The sequence below is a fragment of the uncultured Gilvimarinus sp. genome, assembly GCF_963975215.1.
In the GTDB taxonomy this organism is placed as follows: domain Bacteria; phylum Pseudomonadota; class Gammaproteobacteria; order Pseudomonadales; family Cellvibrionaceae; genus Gilvimarinus.
This window is the reverse complement of the sequence record NZ_CAXBFW010000018.1, coordinates 23,570-43,290: the sequence shown is the minus strand read 5'-3', so window position 1 is coordinate 43,290 and position 19,721 is coordinate 23,570. Positions and strand designations below refer to the sequence as shown.

21 protein-coding genes and 1 riboswitch are annotated in these 19,721 nt (G+C 56.0%); of the genes, 4 read left to right on the top strand and 17 right to left on the bottom strand.

Annotated elements, in window-relative coordinates; translation table 11 throughout:
• Positions 1-13: 13 nt before the first annotated feature.
• The 3 genes from AAC019_RS12265 to AAC019_RS12255 all read right to left on the bottom strand — a co-directional run bounded on the left by AAC019_RS12265 (position 14) and on the right by AAC019_RS12255 (position 3,163).
• The gene (locus AAC019_RS12265; protein ID WP_339899230.1) at positions 14-520 is read right to left on the bottom strand and encodes a hypothetical protein; all 507 of its coding nucleotides are present in this window, start codon (positions 518-520) and stop codon (positions 14-16) included.
• Between the two features lie 80 nt (positions 521-600).
• Complete coding sequence (radA, locus tag AAC019_RS12260; RefSeq protein WP_339899229.1) at positions 601-1,974, bottom strand: DNA repair protein RadA; 1,374 nt, start codon at positions 1,972-1,974, stop codon at positions 601-603.
• 37 nt (positions 1,975-2,011) lie between these two features.
• The gene (locus AAC019_RS12255; RefSeq protein ID WP_339899228.1) at positions 2,012-3,163 is read right to left on the bottom strand and encodes a helix-turn-helix transcriptional regulator; all 1,152 of its coding nucleotides are present in this window, start codon (positions 3,161-3,163) and stop codon (positions 2,012-2,014) included.
• Positions 3,164-3,423: 260 nt separating this feature from the next.
• Here AAC019_RS12255 and AAC019_RS12250 point away from each other — a divergent pair, with 260 nt between their 5' ends.
• A complete protein-coding gene (locus tag AAC019_RS12250; RefSeq protein ID WP_339899227.1) occupies positions 3,424-4,218 on the top strand; it encodes a family 16 glycosylhydrolase in 795 nt (264 codons plus the stop codon).
• Positions 4,219-4,288: 70 nt separating this feature from the next.
• Here AAC019_RS12250 and AAC019_RS12245 read toward each other — a convergent pair whose 3' ends face one another.
• Positions 4,289-4,525, bottom strand: a complete 237-nt coding sequence (locus tag AAC019_RS12245) for a hypothetical protein (RefSeq protein ID WP_339899226.1) — start codon at positions 4,523-4,525, stop codon at positions 4,289-4,291.
• Position 4,526: 1 nt separating this feature from the next.
• On the opposite strand from AAC019_RS12245, the gene AAC019_RS12240 reads away from it, so the two are divergent.
• Complete coding sequence (locus AAC019_RS12240) at positions 4,527-5,858, top strand: cellulase family glycosylhydrolase (protein ID WP_339899225.1); 1,332 nt, start codon at positions 4,527-4,529, stop codon at positions 5,856-5,858.
• Between the two features lie 76 nt (positions 5,859-5,934).
• Here the strand turns inward: AAC019_RS12240 and AAC019_RS12235 are convergent, their stop codons facing one another.
• Positions 5,935-6,204 carry a YrhK family protein gene (locus AAC019_RS12235; protein WP_339899224.1) on the bottom strand — a complete coding sequence of 90 codons (270 nt, stop codon included), beginning with the start codon at positions 6,202-6,204 and terminating at the stop codon, positions 5,935-5,937.
• 169 nt (positions 6,205-6,373) lie between these two features.
• Between AAC019_RS12235 and AAC019_RS12230 the strand changes: the two genes are divergently transcribed.
• Positions 6,374-6,832 (top strand): hypothetical protein, encoded by a 459-nt coding sequence (locus AAC019_RS12230; RefSeq protein ID WP_339899223.1) that lies wholly within the window; start codon positions 6,374-6,376, stop codon positions 6,830-6,832.
• Between the two features lie 87 nt (positions 6,833-6,919).
• Here the strand turns inward: AAC019_RS12230 and AAC019_RS12225 are convergent, their stop codons facing one another.
• From AAC019_RS12225 to AAC019_RS12185, 9 genes are all read right to left on the bottom strand, one after another.
• Positions 6,920-7,636 (bottom strand): hypothetical protein, encoded by a 717-nt coding sequence (locus tag AAC019_RS12225; RefSeq protein ID WP_339899222.1) that lies wholly within the window; start codon positions 7,634-7,636, stop codon positions 6,920-6,922.
• 51 nt (positions 7,637-7,687) lie between these two features.
• Positions 7,688-9,577: a DNA topoisomerase IV subunit B gene (gene parE, locus AAC019_RS12220; protein WP_339899221.1), complete on the bottom strand. Its 1,890-nt coding sequence runs from the start codon at positions 9,575-9,577 to the stop codon at positions 7,688-7,690.
• 73 nt (positions 9,578-9,650) lie between these two features.
• Complete coding sequence (locus AAC019_RS12215; protein WP_339899220.1) at positions 9,651-10,241, bottom strand: YqiA/YcfP family alpha/beta fold hydrolase; 591 nt, start codon at positions 10,239-10,241, stop codon at positions 9,651-9,653.
• Positions 10,242-10,276: 35 nt separating this feature from the next.
• Positions 10,277-11,101: a 3',5'-cyclic-AMP phosphodiesterase gene (gene cpdA, locus AAC019_RS12210; protein ID WP_339899219.1), complete on the bottom strand. Its 825-nt coding sequence runs from the start codon at positions 11,099-11,101 to the stop codon at positions 10,277-10,279.
• Between the two features lie 204 nt (positions 11,102-11,305).
• Positions 11,306-11,770 carry a DUF1249 domain-containing protein gene (locus tag AAC019_RS12205; RefSeq protein WP_339899217.1) on the bottom strand — a complete coding sequence of 155 codons (465 nt, stop codon included), beginning with the start codon at positions 11,768-11,770 and terminating at the stop codon, positions 11,306-11,308.
• The gene (locus AAC019_RS12200) at positions 11,767-12,456 is read right to left on the bottom strand and encodes an NUDIX domain-containing protein (protein ID WP_339899215.1); all 690 of its coding nucleotides are present in this window, start codon (positions 12,454-12,456) and stop codon (positions 11,767-11,769) included. The genes AAC019_RS12205 and AAC019_RS12200 overlap by 4 nt, the downstream gene beginning before the upstream one ends.
• A 41-nt stretch (positions 12,457-12,497) precedes the next feature.
• On the bottom strand, positions 12,498-14,417 hold the full coding sequence (thiC, locus tag AAC019_RS12195) for a phosphomethylpyrimidine synthase ThiC (protein ID WP_339899214.1): 1,920 nt from the start codon (positions 14,415-14,417) through the stop codon (positions 12,498-12,500).
• Complete coding sequence (gene thiD, locus AAC019_RS12190; RefSeq protein ID WP_339899213.1) at positions 14,414-15,253, bottom strand: bifunctional hydroxymethylpyrimidine kinase/phosphomethylpyrimidine kinase; 840 nt, start codon at positions 15,251-15,253, stop codon at positions 14,414-14,416. Before thiD ends, thiC begins: the two co-directional genes overlap by 4 nt.
• Positions 15,223-15,390 (bottom strand): hypothetical protein, encoded by a 168-nt coding sequence (locus AAC019_RS12185; RefSeq protein WP_339899212.1) that lies wholly within the window; start codon positions 15,388-15,390, stop codon positions 15,223-15,225. The genes thiD and AAC019_RS12185 overlap by 31 nt, the downstream gene beginning before the upstream one ends.
• Positions 15,390-15,491, bottom strand: a riboswitch (TPP riboswitch). Its footprint overlaps the gene before it by 1 nt.
• A gap of 295 nt (positions 15,492-15,786) precedes the next feature.
• Here AAC019_RS12185 and AAC019_RS12180 point away from each other — a divergent pair.
• Complete coding sequence (locus AAC019_RS12180) at positions 15,787-17,172, top strand: TolC family outer membrane protein (RefSeq protein WP_339899210.1); 1,386 nt, start codon at positions 15,787-15,789, stop codon at positions 17,170-17,172.
• A 72-nt stretch (positions 17,173-17,244) separates the two neighbouring features.
• Here the strand turns inward: AAC019_RS12180 and waaA are convergent, their stop codons facing one another.
• From waaA to AAC019_RS12165, 3 genes are all read right to left on the bottom strand, one after another.
• Entirely contained in the window at positions 17,245-18,519 is a 1,275-nt protein-coding gene (waaA, locus tag AAC019_RS12175) for a lipid IV(A) 3-deoxy-D-manno-octulosonic acid transferase (RefSeq protein ID WP_339899209.1), read from the bottom strand.
• A gap of 119 nt (positions 18,520-18,638) precedes the next feature.
• The gene (locus tag AAC019_RS12170) at positions 18,639-19,217 is read right to left on the bottom strand and encodes a CBS domain-containing protein (protein ID WP_339899207.1); all 579 of its coding nucleotides are present in this window, start codon (positions 19,215-19,217) and stop codon (positions 18,639-18,641) included.
• Between the two features lie 70 nt (positions 19,218-19,287).
• Positions 19,288-19,641: a hypothetical protein gene (locus tag AAC019_RS12165; RefSeq protein WP_339899206.1), complete on the bottom strand. Its 354-nt coding sequence runs from the start codon at positions 19,639-19,641 to the stop codon at positions 19,288-19,290.
• Positions 19,642-19,721 lie beyond the last annotated feature (80 nt).

The following is a 19,721-nucleotide window of genomic DNA, read 5'->3' as shown; positions in this document are numbered from 1 at the left end:
AACCGCCGTACCTTTACTCACAGCTTCGATAAACGTCGCTGGTAAACAATACCGGCTTGGTAATTTTTTCTGTGCGGACAAAACAGTAGGGGTACCCCATCACACTGGGGGAGTTACAGTCATCTCCGTTTTTTTTCACCCTAAAATGAGCGATCACCGCGTCATCGGTTTCGGCAACACGGGTAATTTCCGCAATGCCTGCGCCGGCGGTTATAAACCCCAAGTACACGGCCAATACGGTCTCAGAGTCAAAGTCGACCTCAGTTGGCGGCTCTTGAGCGTCTAAATCGGCGCTGAGGTAGCGCTCGCGATAATAGTGAGGGTCGTCAATCACCTCGGAGACCGCGGAGGATATCGTGCTGTTCGATGCCACCGCCGGGCAGTCCAATACGGTAAAGGATAAATCTCGGGCGGACTCGTCAGCGTCGCTACCGCCATCGCCGCCGCAGCCGGAAAGTACGCCAAGCACAATGGCTGCCGGGAATAAGCTACACATGTTTGTCATCGATATTTTTGTCATGACTGCAGTCCTTTCGTAGTCAAATGCAGCGTTAATCCGCCTTATTAAGCCCGTAAACAGCCCATTATTAACCGTAACCATTAATCAATCGCCGCTAACGCCTCGGCTAAATTATGCACCGCCACCACCTCAAACCCCGCGACACTTTTTTGCGGTGCGTTACCCGCCGGCACAATAGCGCGCTTAAAACCGTGTTTAGAGGCCTCGCGCAAACGCTCCTGGCCGCTGGGCACAGGGCGGATCTCACCGGCCAGCCCCACCTCACCAAACACCATTAAATCGCGCGGCAGCGGACGATCGCGAAAGCTCGACACAATCGCCAGCAGTAATGCCAAGTCGGCGCTGGTCTCGGCGACACGCACACCGCCTACCACGTTCACAAACACATCCTGATCACCCACCATAATGCCACCGTGGCGGTGCAGCACCGCGAGCAACATCGACAATCGGTTTTGATCCAGCCCCACCGCCACCCGGCGCGGGTTACCCAGGTGGCTATCGTCCACCAGCGCCTGAATTTCAACCAATAACGGGCGGGTGCCCTCCCACATCACCATAACCACCGAGCCCGACGAGACATCTTCGCCACGCTGCAAAAATATCGCCGAGGGGTTGCTGACCTCTTTCATGCCCTGCTCGGTCATGGCGAATACGCCCAGCTCGTTCACCGCGCCAAAACGGTTTTTGCTGCCGCGCAAGGTTCTAAAGCGCGAGTCGTGCGAGCCCTCGAGCAAAATCGAACAGTCAATCATATGCTCCAGCACTTTGGGGCCGGCCAGCGAGCCATCTTTGGTTACATGCCCCACTAAAATAACCACGGTGCCGGTTTGTTTGGCAAAGCGGGTTAAAAACGCGGCGGCTTCGCGCACTTGCGATACCGATCCCGGCGCCGATTGAATATCGCTTAAGTGCACCACCTGAATCGAGTCCACCACCATAACTTTGGGCCGGACCTTTTCGGCACTCATACAAATTAACTCAACGCTGGTTTCGCTCAGCATTTGCAGTTTGTCGGTAGGCAAGCCTAAACGCTTTGCACGCATAGCGACTTGCTGCAGCGACTCCTCGCCGGTGATGTACAGCGCCGGCATCGTCTCGGCCAGCTTGCACAAGGTTTGCAGCAGTAAGGTACTTTTACCGGCGCCCGGGTGACCGCCAATTAATACTACCGAGCCCGGTACCAGGCCGCCCCCCAGCACCCGGTCAAACTCACCGGTGCCGCTGGGCAGTCGCGGTAAATCCTCCAGACTAATATCGGCCAGTGTTTGTACCTGCGCCTGAGTGCTGCCGGCATAGCCCGAGAACTCGGCGCCGCGCGCGCCGCCTTTAGGGGCCGGGCCTAACTTCATCTCGACGACCGAGTTCCAGGTGCCACACTCGCTGCACTGGCCCTGCCACTTGCCAAAATCGGCGCCGCATTCGTTGCACACAAAAGCTGTTTTGGTTTTTGCCACAATAACTCCGTTGATAGTGTCAGCAGCGCACGCGTGTTTACTGGCTCTGCTCTTTGCGATATTGCGACGGGGTTTTACCCACCTGCTTTTTAAATATCGCGTTAAAGGTTGATTTACTGGTAAAGCCCGACTCGGCTAACACCTGCAGCATCGTCCAGTGCTGCTTGTCGGTGTCACGCAACAGGTGTTTGGCCTGCTCGACCCGATAACTGTTAATAAACTCAAAAAAGTTTTTGCCGAAGTGCTGGTTTAAAATACGCGACAAAGTGCGCTCTGGCAGCGACAGGCGCCGGGCTAGGCGCTCCAGTGAAATCTCGGGTGACAGGTAAGGCTTATCGGCGCGCATGCACTCGCTTACCCGGGCCACTTGCTCAGGCTTGTAGTGGTCTGCTTCGCCACCGCCGGTTTCGGCCCCCAGCCCGCCAAATAAGTGAGTGTAGCGAATGCTGATAAACACCAGCGCCGTAACAAAAATAAACGCCATATAGTGACTGGCAATACCCAGTATATTCGACACCCCTTCGCCGACCCGCTCGCCCAGCAAATGCACACTAAGCTTCCACAGGGCAATCAGCATAAAGCCCAACACCACCCACATAAGCCAGCGCCGCTCACTGACCTCCACATTCGCGTAGCGCTCCAACAGTTGTCGCCGATAGCGCCATAGCAGCCACAAGCTGGCAACACCATAGGCCAGCACACTTATGTGCCAGCCGGTAATAAAGTGGGTCATTAGCGGTGTCCACATAAACGCCAGATCGCTCATAGCGGCCACCTTTTCTGCCCGCGGCAGCAGGTAGTAGTGCGTCAGCAGCATGACACCCGCGAGCAACGCCGGAACCAAATGCAACACATGCCCCGCGTGCCAGCGCACCCGCCGATACAGCACACTGGCGACAAAACCATACAGAAGCGGCCCCTGCAGCCAGTAGCTAAAGCTGCCCAAAAACATCAGGTTGGGGTGCCAAGCGAGCATAACGCCGCGCAGGGCATCACTCCAGATAAAAAGGGTATCTAACTCTTGCAGCGCGGTTGTTATCAGCATGGCAGCCAGTAAATACGCACTGACATCACCTTTGCGGCGGGTGAGCAATAACAAGGTAGCGAGCATCAGGTACTGGCTCGCCGCCAACAGCAAGACTAAATCGTGGATATTAAACAGTAGGGAGTCGTGGCTCAGGGTGTTCAAGTTGGCTTCTCTTTATTGTCATGATACCTGCCGCCAGACGCCTAATGACGCGGGGTACGAGTTTTTATACGGAACTTCGGACAGGCCAAACTCACGCTTAGCAGGCCATTCGGTCGCCCCCTCGCACCAGCGTGATTATCCTTACTGTGCGGCCGTTGCATTAACCTCACGGCTGCCGGGCGACCTATCGTGCCGGAGCAAACTGCGCGGTCACAGCGGTGCCCGTAAGACTAAGACAAATAATAACGAGAGGTCAAAAGATGATACAGAGTATTGTTCGTACGATCACGCTTACCGGCGCTGCCGTGGCCCTGCTGGTCAGCGCCTCCACCAACGCCCAATCGGGCTACTTTAAAGATGACTTTAGCTGGGGTTTTAACAGCGGCATCTGGCAAGCCCGCAGCGGCAGCAACGGCACCCCCTTTGGCTGCACCTTTGCACCGAGCATGATTACGCCCAGCTCCCATGGCATTACCCTCGGGGTAACGGCCGGTCAGTGCGCCGAGATACGCACCAACCAAACGGTGGGTTACGGCAGAGTTCAAGGCAGCTTAAAAACGGGCAACACCGCCGGCACGGTGTCATCCATTTTCACCTATACCTCGTGGTATGACGCGCCGGGCCGCCCATGGCAAGAAATTGATATCGAGTTTCTGCCAAGTTTGGGCAATGTCGTACACACCAACGTCATTTATCAGCCTCAGGGCGGCACCTACGAGAGCTGGGAGCAAGATATAGACCTCGGTCAATACGGCCTTAACATCACCCAAAATCTGGTCACTATTGGCTTTGACTGGTCGAGCTGGAAAATTGAGTGGTTCGTTTACGACGCCTGGGGCAACCAGCAGATAATACGCACACTCTACAAAGACAACGGCGACGGCTATGTCGCCAACAATGAGATCCCGCAGTACGCCTGGCCGCAGGACCCAACCCGCATTATGCTCAACCACTGGCATGGCGATAACTCGGCTTCGGGGCTTTACTTTCCCGGCGAGTACTACTGGGAAAACACCTGGGCTTACTATGATTATCTGGAGTACGTCCCTCACTAAACACTGTACACGCAGCAACCTGCGGTAATCACCCCGCGGGTTACTGCGCTCTTATATAACACTAAAAAGGTCACCCTATGTACGTTAAGTCCGCTTGGTTTTTACCCGCCACTCTGGCGCTAAGCATCAGCGTGTTAACCGCCTGTGGCAGCAGCGGGGGCACCAGCTCCTCGCCGCCGGTTAACTCATCCAGCACCGCCAGCGCCAGCAGCTCCGACTCGAGCAGTTCAGTCTCGAGTGAGGCATCCAGCACTAGCTCCATGTCCAGTAGCTCCAGCTCTGGCGAGTGCACATCGGACACGCCCACAATGGTAAATACCGCGACGACTCGCCTGGAAGCCGAACACTACGTCAGCTGCACCGGGCAAAACAAAACCACCGAGGCCGACGAGGAGCTATCGGGCGGGCTCGCCATCACTGACACAGGCGCTGCACTTAACTACCGCATCGAGGTACAAACCTCTGGCCTCTACGCCATCAATTATCGCGCGCGCGCCGGCAGCGACACCAGCCGCTGGTCGCTAGCAGCCGACGGCGCAGCACTAGCCAACAGCGACACAGAGCTTACCGCCGGGGATTCGGGCGACTGGCAGGACACGACCGCTACCGAGGTTTATCTCTCGGATGGCCCACAGACGCTAACCCTTAACTTTTCCGCCCCCGGCGCCGCACTGGATTATCTGGAGCTGCACTACGCCGAACCCACGCAATACACGCCCCACGACGTCGTGGCGCAAATGGGTATTGGCATTAACCTTGGCAACACCCTCGACGCCTACCCCAACGAGGGCGACTGGGCACCGGCGGCGCAAGAGTCTTACTTCGCCGCTTTTGCCGAGGCGGGTTTTAACCACGTGCGTATTCCCGCCACATGGGACAATCACACGGCCAACAGCGCCCCCTACCGCATTGACGAAGCGCGCATGGCGCGCACCGAGCAAGTGGTCGACTGGGCGCTGGCGCAGGGTTACCCGGTAATTCTCAACGCGCATCACGAGATATGGTTAAAGCAAGATTACAACGACGCCAACCGGGAGCGGTTTGACGCCATCTGGACGCAAATTGCCGAGCGCTTTCAGCATAAATCAGCGCGGTTATTGTTTGAAATTCTCAACGAGCCAAACGGTATGTCCGCGGCCCAAAGCAACGATTTAAACCCGCGCATACTGGATATTATCCGCGCTAAAAACCCGACCCGACTGGTGGTAATTGCCGGCAGCGGCTTTACCCCGGTAAATACGCTGGCCGATATCGAGCTGCCAAACGACCCCTACTTGATCGGCAATTTTCACTCTTACGACCCGTGGGCCTTTGCCGGGCAGTGCACCCGCGGCTGGGGCACCGCAGCCGATCACGATGAACTCGAGGGCGTATATCAAACCGCCAGCCAATGGGCGCAAAGCAACGGCGTACCCGTCACCGTGAATGAATTTGGCGCGGCCCACGAGGATTACGAAAACCCCGAAAACATCTGTAACCAAGCCGACCGACTGGAGTACTTGCGCGCCCACGTAAATTTTGCCACTCAGTACGGCGTTGCCGCCACCGTGTGGGACGATAACGGCTCGTTTGGGGTATACAACCGCGGGCAGGGAACCTGGGGGCCAGAGAAGGACATCTTAGTAGCTCCTAACCCTTAAACCAAAAAAACAGCCCCGCCGCAACACTCTCGCGGCGGGGCTGTTTTTAATACGAGAAAGATTTTTACCAGATACGCTAATGCCCTTCTTTACTCACTCGCTGCAAATGAATATTGCGTATCACCCGAATCGCAGGGCGCGCGGTAAATAAAATCGAGCCAATAAGAAATAACCACGTGGCAGCATACTCAGTACTAGACTTAAAAAATAATACGCTACCAACTACAAATAAAATGCCGGCCACCAAATCGTTCAGCGCGTAAAAAAAATCATAGCGCGAGCTGATTTTAATATGTCGCGCACTTAAATGAGGTAGGCCACGGTCAAACAAGCTGAGCTCAAACACAACCACTCCTGATCAAAAATTATTCACACATACATTCAAAGCCGCCTAAAAAATAGCCCCCTGTTACTGGCATCGATCCTGCTTAATCTTAACGCACTCTTTCTCTCCGAAATAAAAACGGAGCGATACACCCAAACAGCTCAGCAAAGACTAAGGAGATACGATGGCAATGCTACCCAAAACAATGGATGAACTACTATCCACCATTGAGCAGTTTCACAAAGGCCTGGCCGACCATCTAACCGATTGTGCTGATGATGGTTCGCCAGAGCGCGAGCAATTATTGCTGAGTTATCTGGCACAGCAAGAGCAAAAGCTTGCCGCTACATTAGGTGTTTTTCGTCAGAAAGAAAGCCTAAACTCATTAAATACGTGGTTTTATGCCTATACCGACCGGCACCCTATTACACTGCGCGACCCGCGTGAGACGGACTTTAAAAACCTCGACTGTGAGCAAATTTGCACTGAAATTACCAATGCTCACCAGCAGCTTATCGATTTGTACACACATTTACACGAACGTGCCGAAAGCGACTCAAGCAGAAACACCTTGAGTGAACTGCTAAACATTGAACAAAGCAACGCCAAACTGCTGGCGCGGGAAGCCGTGCGAGCCCAGGAGATGTAACAAACCGCCATGTAAACTTTGCACGCGGGCATGGCGGTTTTGTAAGAACGCATGCCCATCAATCGCCAGTGTAATATTTTAAAGCGATTACTGAATCTCGTTTGCAGTGTCGCTCGTCGCCACTTCCTGCAGTACCGGGCCGCGCACCGAGAGCGAACCACCCGAGGCGAGCATTATGCCTAACTCTACGAACACGTGGCTGGCCTCAGTATCAGCCGGCACCTTAAAGCGCAGCGCGTAACGCTGCCAGGGGATCTCGCCCTCGGTGCCCGCAATAGCTTGCTCGCTGGTGGCCAAAATTGCCGTCCCCAGCATCGCCGGTGCCCCGCGCTTTACACCTTTTACCATAACTCGTAATCCAGTCGGGTCTAGCGCGGCCCCAAACTCACCGGTTAACGACGCCGATAGCTCAGCCGAAAACTCCAGCGTTTTACCCTGCAGAGGCTTAGTATCATCGCGACTCAAGCGCTGGCGTACCATCCCCCAAGGCTGAGCACCGGTACGGCTAATGGTAAGCACACCGCCCTCGGCCGCGAATGCAAAAGACGCCTCACCGGCATGCTGCAACGTGGACCAACTTGCGATCTTTTCCCCCACCTTGCTAAACGAGGGGTTTTTAATCAGCCCGGCGTCTGGTGCAACATAGGGTTGTGGCGGCGCAGACGCGACAGGGGCGTCACTTTCAGCGTCTTGCTCGCCACGCTCGCAAGCCACTACACAAGCACCCAATAGCAACGCCCCTACCAGCTGAAAAATAGTGCGCTGCAACCGCACCCACTGATACATTCCGCTAACTTCTCGCATAGCCATTTCCCAATGTCAAAAATATAAACGCGCGTATAAGCTAAAAAACAATTACGCGACGATTTCCGCGAGGTTGCCTTTTTCTTCCAGCCACGCTTTACGATCAGAGGCGCGTTTTTTGGCCAGTAACATATCCATAATTTGCATGGTGTCGTCGCCGTCTTCTATCCGCAGCTGCACCAGCCGGCGTGTATCGCGGGCCATGGTGGTCTCGCGTAATTGCAGCGGGTTCATTTCACCCAGGCCTTTAAAGCGCTGTACGTTGACTTTGCCCTTTTTGTTTTCGGCTTCAATGCGCTCTAGCACACCGGCTTTTTCACTGTCGTCCAGCGCGTAGTAAACATCTTTACCCACATCGATACGGTACAGCGGCGGCATGGCTACATACACATGCCCCTGGGCCACCAGTGGGCGAAAGTGGCGCACAAACAGCGCACACAACAGCGTGGCGATGTGCAAGCCGTCGGAGTCGGCATCGGCAAGAATACAAATTTTGTTGTAGCGCAACCCGTCTAACGACTCGGCCGCCGGATCGATACCGAGGGCAACCGATATATCGTGCACCTCCTGGCTTGCCAGAATTTGCCCCGACTCTACCTCCCAGGTGTTTAGGATTTTACCGCGCAGCGGCATGATGGCCTGAAACTCCCGGTCGCGCGCTTGCTTGGCCGAGCCGCCGGCCGAGTCACCCTCCACCAGAAATAATTCACTGGTGGCCGGATCGTTGTTGGAGCAGTCGGCCAGTTTACCGGGCAGCGCCGGCCCCTGAGTCACTTTTTTACGGGCGACCTTCTTAGATGATTTGACCCTTTTTTGCGCGTTGTTAACACACAGCTCCGCGAGCTTGTCGCCCTCTTCGGTGTGTTGATTAAGCCATAACGCAAACGCATCTTTTGCCACACCCGAGACAAACGCTGCCGCCTCGCGCGAGCTTAAACGCTCTTTGGTTTGACCGGAAAACTGCGGGTCGGCCAGCTTGGATGACAGCACGTAACAACACTGACTCCAGACATCTTCGGGGGCGAGCTTTACGCCGCGCGGCACTAAATTACGAAACTCGCAGTAATCGCGCAGCGCGTCTAATAAACCGGTGCGCAAGCCATTAACGTGGGTGCCGCCCTGGGCGGTGGGAATTAAATTAACGTAACTCTCTTGAGTTAACTCGCCGCCCTCGGGCAACCATTGCACGGCCCAGCTAGCGGCTTCGGTTTTACCCGAGAACTCGCCCACAAACGGCGCTTCGGGCAGCACCTCCCAGCCCTGGGTATTGCCACGCAAATAATCTTTTAAGCCGTCTTCGTAAAACCAGCTGTCTTTTTCGCCCGAGGTTTCGTCTTTAAAGGTAACCGTTAACCCGGGGCATAACACCGCTTTGGCGCGCAACACATGGCGCAACTTGCTGACCGAAAATTTAGAGCTGTCAAAATAAGAGGCGTTGGGCCAAAAGTGCGCGCTGGTGCCGGTGTTACGCTTGCCACAGGTATCGATTACCTCCAGGTCGGAGATCTTGTCGCCGTCGGCAAAAACAATACGGTGCACCTGGCCATCGCGCCGAATAGTCACCTCAAGCCGCTCGGACAAGGCGTTAACCACCGATACACCCACGCCGTGCAAACCGCCCGAAAACTGGTAGTTTTTATTAGAGAATTTACCGCCGGCGTGCAGGGTAGACAAAATCACCTCGACCCCGGGTTTGCCCTGTTCCGGGTGAATATCCACCGGCATACCACGGCCGTCGTCGGTGACGGTAATGGATTGGTCTTTGTGTAAAATCACATCAATTTGTTTTGCGTGGCCGGCCAGCGCCTCATCGACGCTGTTGTCGATAATCTCTTGCGCCAGGTGGTTGGGCCGGGTGGTATCGGTGTACATACCGGGGCGTTTTTTAACCGGGTCGAGCCCCGTGAGAACTTCAATATCTTCCGCAGAATAATTAGCCATAGAGTATCTTATGTGGTTTGCGCTGTTATCTGTTGTTGGGGTTGCCAGATCGCCTCAGCGCCTCTGGCAGTCGCTACCGTATGTCACGGTGAGCGCGAAAAAAATCCATTATATCGCCAATGTGATGCTCAAACCCGACAAAGCTATGATCGCCTTCGGGCTCGATCAGCTGGCGGCAACCGCGGTATTTTTCCACCGCCTGACGATAATCTAATGTCTCGTCGCCGGTTTGCACCATCAGCCAGTAGTTGTGTGGCCGATTAATGGGTGAGCAGTCAGCCGAGCGGATCTGATCCACGTGGGCCGCCTCTAGCCGGTAGCTATCATCGGTGTGATAAGCGACAAGGTCAACTCCCAAATACCCGGGCATAAACTCCCAGGGGCGTACCGACGGGTTGACAAGCACGGCGGGGACATCGTAGTGCTCGGCCAGCCAGGTCGCCCAAAAGCCACCCAGTGAGCTGCCCAGCACCCACACGGGCTCGGGCTGTAAAAATTCCATCAGGGCGTCCAGCTCGCGGCGGGTTTGGTCGGGGTATGGGGTAAGGTGCGGGCAGTGATAGCTCAGCTCCGGCTCGTTGGCGGCCAACCACTGCTTAACCAGCCGGGCTTTGTGCGACTCGGGCGAGCTTAAAAAACCGTGCAGATAAATAACCGCTGCCATAGTGCCGTGTCCTGTTCAGGCCGGCACATGCAATATCAATAGCCGGCCGAGCGATAGTCAATACGATAGTCTTTGCCACTCACCCGGGATACTCCGGTTGTCAGGCGACCATCGGGGTACAGATCAAACCAACGGTAACCGGGCATTGAGGTATCCACGGTAAAGTCGTCGCACCCTGGTTTAAATTGTACACAAGTGGAGGGGGTGGCAAACAGCACTTGCGCGCCACGATTTAGCTCAAAAGACTGGTGTACATGGCCCCAGCTAATGGCTTTAACTTGCGGGTGTTGGTCGATAATGGCAAAAAACGCCTCGTGGTTGCGCACCTGATACTGATCTATCCAGTCACTGCCAACCCGCACAGGCTGATGGTGCAGCATCACTAAGGTAGGCATCGCGGGGTTAGCGTCGAGCGTCTCGCGTAAAAACGCTAACTCGGTATCGCTAAACGCACCGTGTACGTGGCCGGCAACGCTGGAGTCGAGCAGCACCAGCAACCAGCAATCTACCTTCATCGTGCGCAGCGCGGGCACATGCGGGTGACGAACTTGTTGCATAACAGAGGGGATATCGTGATTGCCCGGCAGCCAACCCAGCGGGCAATCAAAATACTTGCGTATGGTATCGATATAGCGCAGGTAACAACTTAACTCGGGGTTACTGGCCACATCGCCAGTACACACCACGGCATCAACCTCAGCTTGCTCCAACTCAATCAACGCCAGCACATCGGCCAGGCTTTGATCGGTGTTTAGCCCCAGCAGGGTTTCGCCGTCGGCAGGGCCGAGGTGAGTATCAGTTATCTGAATAAGCCGGGCGGGTGCGCCAGGGGCTTTTTCCGGTGATGCTGTCGGCACCATAGCGTGTGTGAATCCTTAAATCGTAACCTTTCGCCGTATCGCCAATTACGATAAACGCTTATGCCGGTACGCGCCAGCCCCTAAGCCCCACCAACCGGACAAAGTTTGACCGCCCGCCCATTTTTATCCGGATTTAATGCGCTTTTGTTTTGCAAATTGAGGTGCCAGTTTGGTAAAGGCCCAAAAGCGCCAGTCGCCGTCTGGTTATTTAACCAGCAGCGAGACATCCGCTAACGAGTGACCGTGCTGCAGACAGTGGGTCAGCCACTCGCCCAAAAAACGGTTAAATTGCGCTTTCTCGTCCGCTTGATACATATCCCGGTTGGGGTAGTTATAGCGCACCTGTAGCCGGCGGTGCCCCTCCCAGGCGAGCACCTCGGCCAGCTCGGCATCGTGATAGATTCGCACTGTCAGCTGCGGCGATTGCAGCCAACTGGTATCGCGCGAGTCGTGACGCGCGACTCGCACCGTGGTGGTGTAGCGCATACGCTCGGTAACCTCGATCGACATTTCCCAGCTTTTACCGGCCCGCTCGACCGCAAACTTCCAAACGTCGCGCGCGGCCAGGCCGGGCGTTAACTTATTTAACAGCAAATAGTTAGCCTCGCACTGGGCCATTTGCAGGGGGAAGTTAACCTTGTAGCGATCTTTTTTCAGAGCCTGCTTCATAGCTTGCCCGCCTGCTTCTGATAGGTGGCGCGCAGGCGCTCACGATTGAGTTGCAACCACTGTAAGCCAATCATCGCGGCGGGGTTATTACAGCGGCCGGTATAAAGCTTGGCAAATACCTCTTGCGCCGGTAGCACATGAACTTTGATGTCCTCGTGCTCTTCGGGCAGGCCGTAAATGCCGCCCACCCCGGCTAAGTCGCATACCCCACAGTACAGGTGCAGCTTTTCGTCGCAGCCACCCGGGCTGGCCAGGTAGTTGCCGATATAACTCAGCTCGACCTGCTCGATACCGGCCTCTTCTACCAGCTCGCGGCGGGCTACCTCCTGCGGTGTCTCGCCCGGCTCGACCATCCCCGCCACCACCTCCAGGCGCCAAGGGCCACCGGGCTCGTCCAGCGCCCCAAGGCGAAACTGCTCCACCAGCGCGACCTCATCCCGTGCGGGGTCGTACAGCACCACGCCCACCGCTTCACCGCGATAGAGAATTTCACGCTTCATAGCCGTCGACCACTCGCCCGTGCGAAACAGGCGATGACGCAGCTGAACTTCTTCGGCGCGAAAAAAACCGCGATACAGCTCGCGCCGGCCCAGCACCTCGACATCGTCGCGGGCAAAGTCGGGCGCCGCACCTTGCGGGTCTGTGTTGTTTAGCGGGTTGTCATCGCTTTGGGGTCGCTGTGTCATTTACCTCATCCAAAATCGGGCGGGGTAACTCACCCGCCGGTTTACACTTTGTGGTACAGCTCCGAGCCCGACTCGCGAAACTCGCGGGCCTTGGCTTTCATCTCGGCTTCGACGTCGATCATACGCACCACTTCTTCACCGTCGTCCAAAACCGGCGAAGATCCTTCTTTAGCGGCGTAATCCCGCACTTCTTGGGAGATTTTCATAGAGCAGAATTTGGGGCCACACATGGAGCAAAAGTGCGCCACTTTGGCCGAATCCTTGGGCAGGGTCTCATCATGATAAGCCCGGGCAGTGTCGGGATCCAAGCCCAAATTAAACTGATCCTCCCAGCGAAACTCAAAGCGCGCCTTAGACAAGGCGTCGTCCCGCAGCTGCGCACCTGGGTGACCTTTGGCCAAATCCGCCGCGTGGGCGGCGATCTTGTAGGTAATGATACCTTCTTTCACGTCCGCTTTGTTAGGTAGCCCCAAATGCTCTTTGGGGGTTACGTAACAGAGCATGGCGCAACCGTACCAACCGATCATGGCAGCACCGATGCCCGAGGTGATGTGATCGTAACCCGGCGCGATATCGGTGGTGAGCGGCCCCAGAGTATAAAACGGCGCCTCGTCGCAGCATTCGAGCTGTTTGTCCATGTTCTCCTTGATCATGTGCATAGGCACGTGACCGGGCCCTTCAATCATACACTGCACGTCGTGCTGCCAGGCAATTTTGGTCAGCTCGCCCAGAGTTTCCAGCTCGCCAAACTGGGCTTCGTCGTTGGCATCGGCAATCGAGCCGGGGCGCAAACCATCGCCCAGCGAGAAGGACACATCGTAGGCCTTCATGATTTCGCAAATGTCTTCAAAGTGGGTATAGAGGAAGCTCTCTTTATGGTGGGCCAAACACCACTTAGCCATAATCGAGCCACCGCGGCTGACAATGCCCGTCACCCGCTTGGCGGTCAGTGGCACATAGCGCAGCAAAACGCCGGCGTGAATGGTGAAGTAGTCCACGCCCTGCTCGGCCTGTTCAATTAAGGTATCGCGAAAAATCTCCCAGGTTAGGTCTTCGGCCACGCCATCGACTTTTTCCAGCGCCTGATAAATAGGCACGGTACCAATGGGCACGTGAGAGTTGCGAATAATCCACTCGCGGGTTTCGTGAATATTTTTACCCGTCGACAAGTCCATAATAGTGTCGGCGCCCCAGCGGGTGCCCCAGGTGAGCTTTTCCACCTCTTCTTCAATCGAGCTGGTCACCGCCGAGTTGCCGATATTGCCGTTAATTTTTACCAAAAAGTTGCGTCCGATAATCATCGGCTCTAACTCTGGGTGATTGATGTTAGCGGGGATAATCGCGCGGCCTCGGGCCACTTCATCACGCACAAACTCGGGCGTAATTTCATCGGGGATGGCCGCACCAAAATCGTTGCCCTTATGCTGCCGGCCCAAAATCCCCTGCTCGCGGGCCTGAGCCAGCGCCATGTTTTCACGTATGGCAATGTACTCCATCTCGGGGGTGATTATGCCCTGGCGGGCGTAGTGCATCTGGCTGACGTTGGCGCCCGCTTTGGCCCGGCGCGGTTGGCGCACATGTTTAAAGCGCAAGTGGTTTAACGAGTTGTCGTCATGGCGCTCGCGGGTAAAGGCCGAGCTGGTACCCTCGAGTAGCTCGGTATCGCCGCGCTCTTCAATCCAGCCACGGCGAATATCGCTAATGCCGGTGCGTACATCCACACTCGCCGCCGGGTCTGTGTAGGGGCCCGAGGTATCATAAACGCGCACCGGCGGATTTTGCTCGCCACCAAAATCGGTCGAGGTATCATCCAAACTGATCTCACGCATGGGCACCCGGATGTCGGGCCGCGAGCCGGTCACATAGATTTTCTCCGAGCGCGGAAACGGCTGTACCGACGCACTATCGACTTTGGCGCTCTCGCTTAGTAGCACTGCATTGTTATCCTGATGGTTACTCATGCTAAACCTCTTGGGGGGGAGTGAAAGTAAAAATGATTAACGGGGCCCGCGCCCGCGCCAACGGACAATTCATCGGCGTGGCACAGCGCTTGATACAAATAGGATTTGCCATAACGGGCGGCGCGCTCGGCGCCATCACCCAGTGCCAGGCGGGCGCAGATAGCGGCGGCTAAGGTACAGCCGGTGCCGTGAGTGTTGCGGGTCGTCACGCGGGGCTCGCGCAGCAGCTGGCAACCACGGGCATCGCAGTAAACATCTACCGCATCGTCCGTCGTTAAATGCCCACCTTTAAGCAGCACCGCGTGCGCGCCGAGCGCGAGCAACGCTTGCGCTTGCTGCACCATGTCATCGACACAAGTTGCCTCACGCTCGCGCAGCAGCACCGCCGCCTCGGGGATATTAGGCGTGAGCACATGTGCCAGCGGCAGTAAGGTATCGCGCATGGCGCTCACCGCCGATGCCGGCAACAGGCGGTCGCCACTGGTGGCGACCATCACCGGGTCGACCACCAGCGGAAGCGCGAGCTGACGCAGTGCCGCAGCCACGGCGTTAATGCTGTCCGCATCCGCCAGCATGCCGGTTTTTATGGCCGCCACCGGCATATCGCTCAACACCGACTCAAGCTGCGCACTGACAAAATCCGCGGGCACCGGCATTACGCCCTGCACCCCCTGGGTGTTTTGCGCGGTTAACGCGCTCAGCACCGAGGCGCCATAGACACCCAGGGCGGCAAAGGTTTTTAAATCGGCCTGAATACCCGCGCCGCCGCCACTGTCGCTGCCGGCAACCGTGAGCGCGACCGGTGTTAGCCGTGCACTAAGAGGGGAATTCGACATTTAAGGCTCCACAGATAAAACGCAGGAGTAGAGCCGTTAAAGTCGGCACGCAAAAACACCGCCAGACGATTTACGCCCAGCGCTTGCGCGACATCGGCACCGAACAGTGCCAGAGATACTATAGAAGTGACTTTCATTTAGACGTGCTCTCGTTCCCTACGCCGGTACTAACCGGATCAGGTCGACGGGACTCTCTCAGCAATTTTGCCTACGCAAAACTGCACCCCGACAAGAAAGAATCGCAGTCTAGAGAAGTCGCACGAGCCTGTAAAGCGGTGGATTTTACGGTTTTTTACCTGCGCGGGACAAAATGAACGATTATTCATCTGTACCTCGCGCCGACAAACCGCTAAACTCAGGCCTGAAATAACGCGTACAACATCGGCTTTGCCCGACACTGCATCCAACGCAGCCGTTGGCGCGTCACACAAAGACCTGTTAAAACGATTTACACAATCTCAGTATCAGCAGGCCAGGGAAATGTGGCAAACCACTCGCTCTTTTTACGGACGCATGACGAACTGGAAGACCAAATGAAGAATACGAAACGTTATCTCCTTGCCGCGCTGATCGCATGCAGTGGCAGTGCGCAGGCAAATTCGATTTTAGAAATTTACCAAATGGCGCTGGAAAACGACCCACAGCTTAAAGCCGACTTCGCCGCTTATCAGGCCGGTCTGGAAAACAGCACCATTAATCGCGCCGCGCTGTTGCCGCAACTCAGCGCCGACGGCAGCTACACCATTTCCAACAACGAAACAGTGTACAACGCCCGCGATGGCCAACCACTGGACGGGGCCGACCTGGAAGTGGATGGCGAGCAAACCAGCTGGGGCTTAAACCTGACTCAGGCGCTGATCGACATGAGCGCCTGGTACACCTACAAGCAAGGCGCCGCGCTCAGCGAACAAGCCGTTGCCCAGTACTCTGCTGATGAGCAAAGCTTAATCGTGCGGGTCGCCGAGGCCTACTTTAACGTGTTGCGTGCGGTCGATAATCTGCAAGCCAACATCGCCGAAGAAAAAGCCTTAGAGCAACAATTAGAGCAAACCAAGCAGCGCTTTGAGGTGGGCTTAACGCCAATCACTGACGTACATGACGCACAGGCCGCTTACGACAGCGCCACCGCCGCAACACTGGAGGGCCGCGGTCAGCTAGGCATTAGTTTTGAGGCGCTTGAAGTACTCACCGGCCGCACGCACGACACCATTGCACCGCTGGACGAAGACTTTCCGGTTGTTGCCCCCGAGCCTGCCGAGCGTCACGCCTGGGTAGAGTTTGCCCTGGAGAACAACTTCTCGCTCAAAGCCGCCGGCGAAGGCGCGGTAGCCGCGGAACAACGCGCCTCGGCGGCCAAAGCCGGTCACTACCCTACCCTAAGCGCGCAGGCCGGTTACACCGAGACCGACTCGGAAAACAGAAATGGCGCCGATGCGCTCATTGACGATTACGAGCGCGAGGGCTACTCGGCCAGCATTCAGTTGAGTGTTCCGCTGTTTAGCGGTTTACGCACCTCTGGGGTGCGCCGTCAGGCGCTGGCCCAATCGATGCAGGCACGCGAGCAGTTCAACTTACTGCAGCGCAATGTCATTCAGGACACCCGCTCGCTGCATTTGGCCGTAGAAACTGGTGTAGCCCGGGTTAAAGCGCGCTATCAGGCGATTATCTCTAACCAGAGCGCGGTAAAAGCAACCCAGTCGGGCTTTGAGGTAGGTACTCGCAACCTGGTTGAAGTGCTGTTGGCGCAGCGCTCGCTGTACCAAGCGCAGCGCGATTACTCAAACGCTCTGTACGACTACATCATTCAAAACACTCGTCTGCGCGAATCAGCCGGTATGCTAACGCCCGCCGACGTACAGCGCATTGATGACTTCCTCAAGCAGGATCAAATGGTGCGTCGCAGCGACTACGGCCTGTAACCACCAGCCATCAGTTCAGGCACAAAAAAAGCAGCCCGCGGGCTGCTTTTTTTGTGCCTGTAAACAATCACCCTACAACAGGCTTTCAATCACTTCACGGGTACGGGCCAGCGCGCCGCGGTTTGCTTCGGCCACCTCCTGGGCGCGGGCGCCGGTCATCAGGCGCAAAGGTTCATCGTCAACAAAACGTTTAACCGCGCGGGCCATCTGTGTCGCGTCCTTAACTATTTCCAGCGCCTCGGCCTCGCGTAGCAAGCGCGATACCTCGGCAAAGTTATACAGCGTGGGGCCGCTGATTAATGGCTGGCCCCAGGCCGCGGCCTCAATAAAATTATGCCCTCCCACATCGACCAGTGAGCCGCCCATAAAAACCATATCGGCAGCGCCAAACATTAATTGTTGCTCGCCCATGGTGTCGCCCAGCAAAATATCGCTCGACAATTCGGGAGTCGTGCCCGAGCTGCGGCGGGTAACACTAAAACCCGACTTCTGGCATAAACTGGCCACCGAGTCGAAACGCTCCGGGTGTCGCGGTATCAGCACCAGCAGCAGCTGCTCGGCTGTTACGCCTTGCTCGCGTAGTTGCTGCAACGCCTCTAACACGACTTCGTCTTCACCGCTGTGGGTGCTGGCGGCAATCCACACTAAGCGCGGCCCGCTGTTGGACCACTCATTTTTCAAGCGCAGCGCTAGTTGCTTTTGCTCGTCGTCAAAGGCGATATCAAACTTAATATTGCCGGTAACGCTCAGGCGGGTGTCCGCCAAGCCAAGCCCCACAAAGCGCTCGGCATCGGCGCGGTGTTGCACCGCGGCGAGCGTTAAACGCGACAACATGGCCCGGGTTAACCCTGCGATACGCTGATAACCCCGGGCCGAGCGCTCAGACAAACGCGCGTTGATTAATACCGTGGGCACACCGTGGGCGTTACAGGCGGCTAAAGTGTTGGGCCACAACTCTGTTTCCATAATAACGAGTAAATCGGGCGCAACAATTTTAATAAAGCGCCGCAGCGCCCCGGGCAAATCATAGGGCATATAAAAGTGATGCACGGTGGAGCCCAGCGTCTGCACAATACGCTCCGAGCCAGTAAGGGTGGTACAGGTGACTATGACCTCGGTTTCCTGACGCGCAATCAACTGACGAATCAGCGGCAGTGCCCCCAAAAACTCACCCACCGACACCGTGTGAACCCAAATGCGGGTACGTTTACCGGTAATGGGGGCGACGTAGCCAAAGCGCTCGCGCAAACGCGCCAGATGAGCACGATTGTGTCGCGCGCGCCACAGCACTCGCAGTAACACAACCGGTAAAAGCAGATAAAACAGAAGGCTATAAAGTGCGCGCATGTAGCTGATGGCCATTACCAAGGATAAAGGTCATCAGCATAACGAGGCCGGCGGCTAAGATAAAGGCCGCCGGAGGGATTTAACGTAACCGGGCCCGATTGCCCGGGCCGCAACAACCGCTATAGCGCACCCACGCGCAAGGCGCTAAAGACTTCGTTAAAGCTGTGGGCGACGGGCTCAATATCTAAGTGCCGCCCCAGGCGATGAGCGATTTCATCGGCGCTGATCAAACCACAAATGCGCTCGTTCTCATCCAGCACCAGCAAAAAGCGCTGCCCTTCAAACTCGAGCGCCTCGACCAAATCCGAAATACTGGAGCGACTTAACACCTTGCGGTCAATCCCCTGCAAGCGCACCGTAGGGGTCATAATATCTTTTACGGTTAAATCAACTCTGGCAACGCCCATGGCCGATGCGGTGGCGAGCACCTTAACGCTGTCGATATCGCGCAAGCTAACAATGCCAAGCAGCTTTTTATCGCGGTCGACAATCAGCTTAATTTTGGCGTGGGTAATGCGCATTAAATAGGCGGCGTCATCAACGCTAACACCCTGCTCCAGCACCATCGGCTGGCGGCTATCAAAGTCAAGAAACACTTTGTCAGCCGGGCTGGACATCTGAATTTCCGGTGGCTCGACATTGGTCAGAGTCAGGCTGTGGTTTAAACGGGATAACGGAATACTAGGTACGGGTTTCATAATCATCTCCTTTGTCGTCGGCATAGGCGCGACGACAAATAACAAACACATTAAGTAAAAACGAGAAACGTTAAATGTGTAGGGAGACAGGGGGCGCCCGTGGCGCAAAGGCACGAGCGGCGATACGCGCCTGTGCCCGGGGTGATTGAGCCGGTGTGCCTGAATCTTGGTCTGATATCGCCAATGTACCCGACAGAGCACAGGCGTCATGATCCGGATTGTCAGAACCATCGGCGGGGTTAACATCGATGGCACTAAGATCGGCGACTAACTGGGTTAGTGTCGCCTGACCATCACTGACCTTAGTCTGCTGGCCAGCTGTAACGACCGCAACCAGCAACAGTGGCAACGATAGCCAACCCAGCACCCGAGTCAGGGTGTTGAGAGCGGCAGTGCCAGATGCTTGGATAGGGTTCGTGCTCATCAGAGTGTTACATCTCAAGAGTTGCGGGGCAAAAAAACAACAGGCCTTTTTGCCCTCTTACAATCTATATAAGGCCAGCC

What these genes read in the sequence shown, in the direction of transcription:
- AAC019_RS12265 (WP_339899230.1), bottom strand. Translation starts at nt 520, where the DNA reads ATGACAAAAATATCGATGACAAACATGTGTAGCTTATTCCCGGCAGCC.
- AAC019_RS12250 (WP_339899227.1), top strand. Translation starts at nt 3,424, where the DNA reads ATGATACAGAGTATTGTTCGTACGATCACGCTTACCGGCGCTGCCGTG.
- AAC019_RS12240 (WP_339899225.1), top strand. Translation starts at nt 4,527, where the DNA reads ATGGTAAATACCGCGACGACTCGCCTGGAAGCCGAACACTACGTCAGC.
- AAC019_RS12230 (WP_339899223.1), top strand. Translation starts at nt 6,374, where the DNA reads ATGCTACCCAAAACAATGGATGAACTACTATCCACCATTGAGCAGTTT.
- AAC019_RS12225 (WP_339899222.1), bottom strand. Translation starts at nt 7,636, where the DNA reads ATGCGAGAAGTTAGCGGAATGTATCAGTGGGTGCGGTTGCAGCGCACT.
- parE (WP_339899221.1), bottom strand. Translation starts at nt 9,577, where the DNA reads ATGGCTAATTATTCTGCGGAAGATATTGAAGTTCTCACGGGGCTCGAC.
- AAC019_RS12215 (WP_339899220.1), bottom strand. Translation starts at nt 10,241, where the DNA reads ATGGCAGCGGTTATTTATCTGCACGGTTTTTTAAGCTCGCCCGAGTCG.
- cpdA (WP_339899219.1), bottom strand. Translation starts at nt 11,101, where the DNA reads ATGGTGCCGACAGCATCACCGGAAAAAGCCCCTGGCGCACCCGCCCGG.
- AAC019_RS12205 (WP_339899217.1), bottom strand. Translation starts at nt 11,770, where the DNA reads ATGAAGCAGGCTCTGAAAAAAGATCGCTACAAGGTTAACTTCCCCCTG.
- AAC019_RS12200 (WP_339899215.1), bottom strand. Translation starts at nt 12,456, where the DNA reads ATGACACAGCGACCCCAAAGCGATGACAACCCGCTAAACAACACAGAC.
- thiC (WP_339899214.1), bottom strand. Translation starts at nt 14,417, where the DNA reads ATGAGTAACCATCAGGATAACAATGCAGTGCTACTAAGCGAGAGCGCC.
- thiD (WP_339899213.1), bottom strand. Translation starts at nt 15,253, where the DNA reads ATGTCGAATTCCCCTCTTAGTGCACGGCTAACACCGGTCGCGCTCACG.
- AAC019_RS12185 (WP_339899212.1), bottom strand. Translation starts at nt 15,390, where the DNA reads ATGAAAGTCACTTCTATAGTATCTCTGGCACTGTTCGGTGCCGATGTC.
- AAC019_RS12180 (WP_339899210.1), top strand. Translation starts at nt 15,787, where the DNA reads ATGAAGAATACGAAACGTTATCTCCTTGCCGCGCTGATCGCATGCAGT.
- waaA (WP_339899209.1), bottom strand. Translation starts at nt 18,519, where the DNA reads ATGCGCGCACTTTATAGCCTTCTGTTTTATCTGCTTTTACCGGTTGTG.
- AAC019_RS12170 (WP_339899207.1), bottom strand. Translation starts at nt 19,217, where the DNA reads ATGAAACCCGTACCTAGTATTCCGTTATCCCGTTTAAACCACAGCCTG.
- AAC019_RS12165 (WP_339899206.1), bottom strand. Translation starts at nt 19,641, where the DNA reads ATGAGCACGAACCCTATCCAAGCATCTGGCACTGCCGCTCTCAACACC.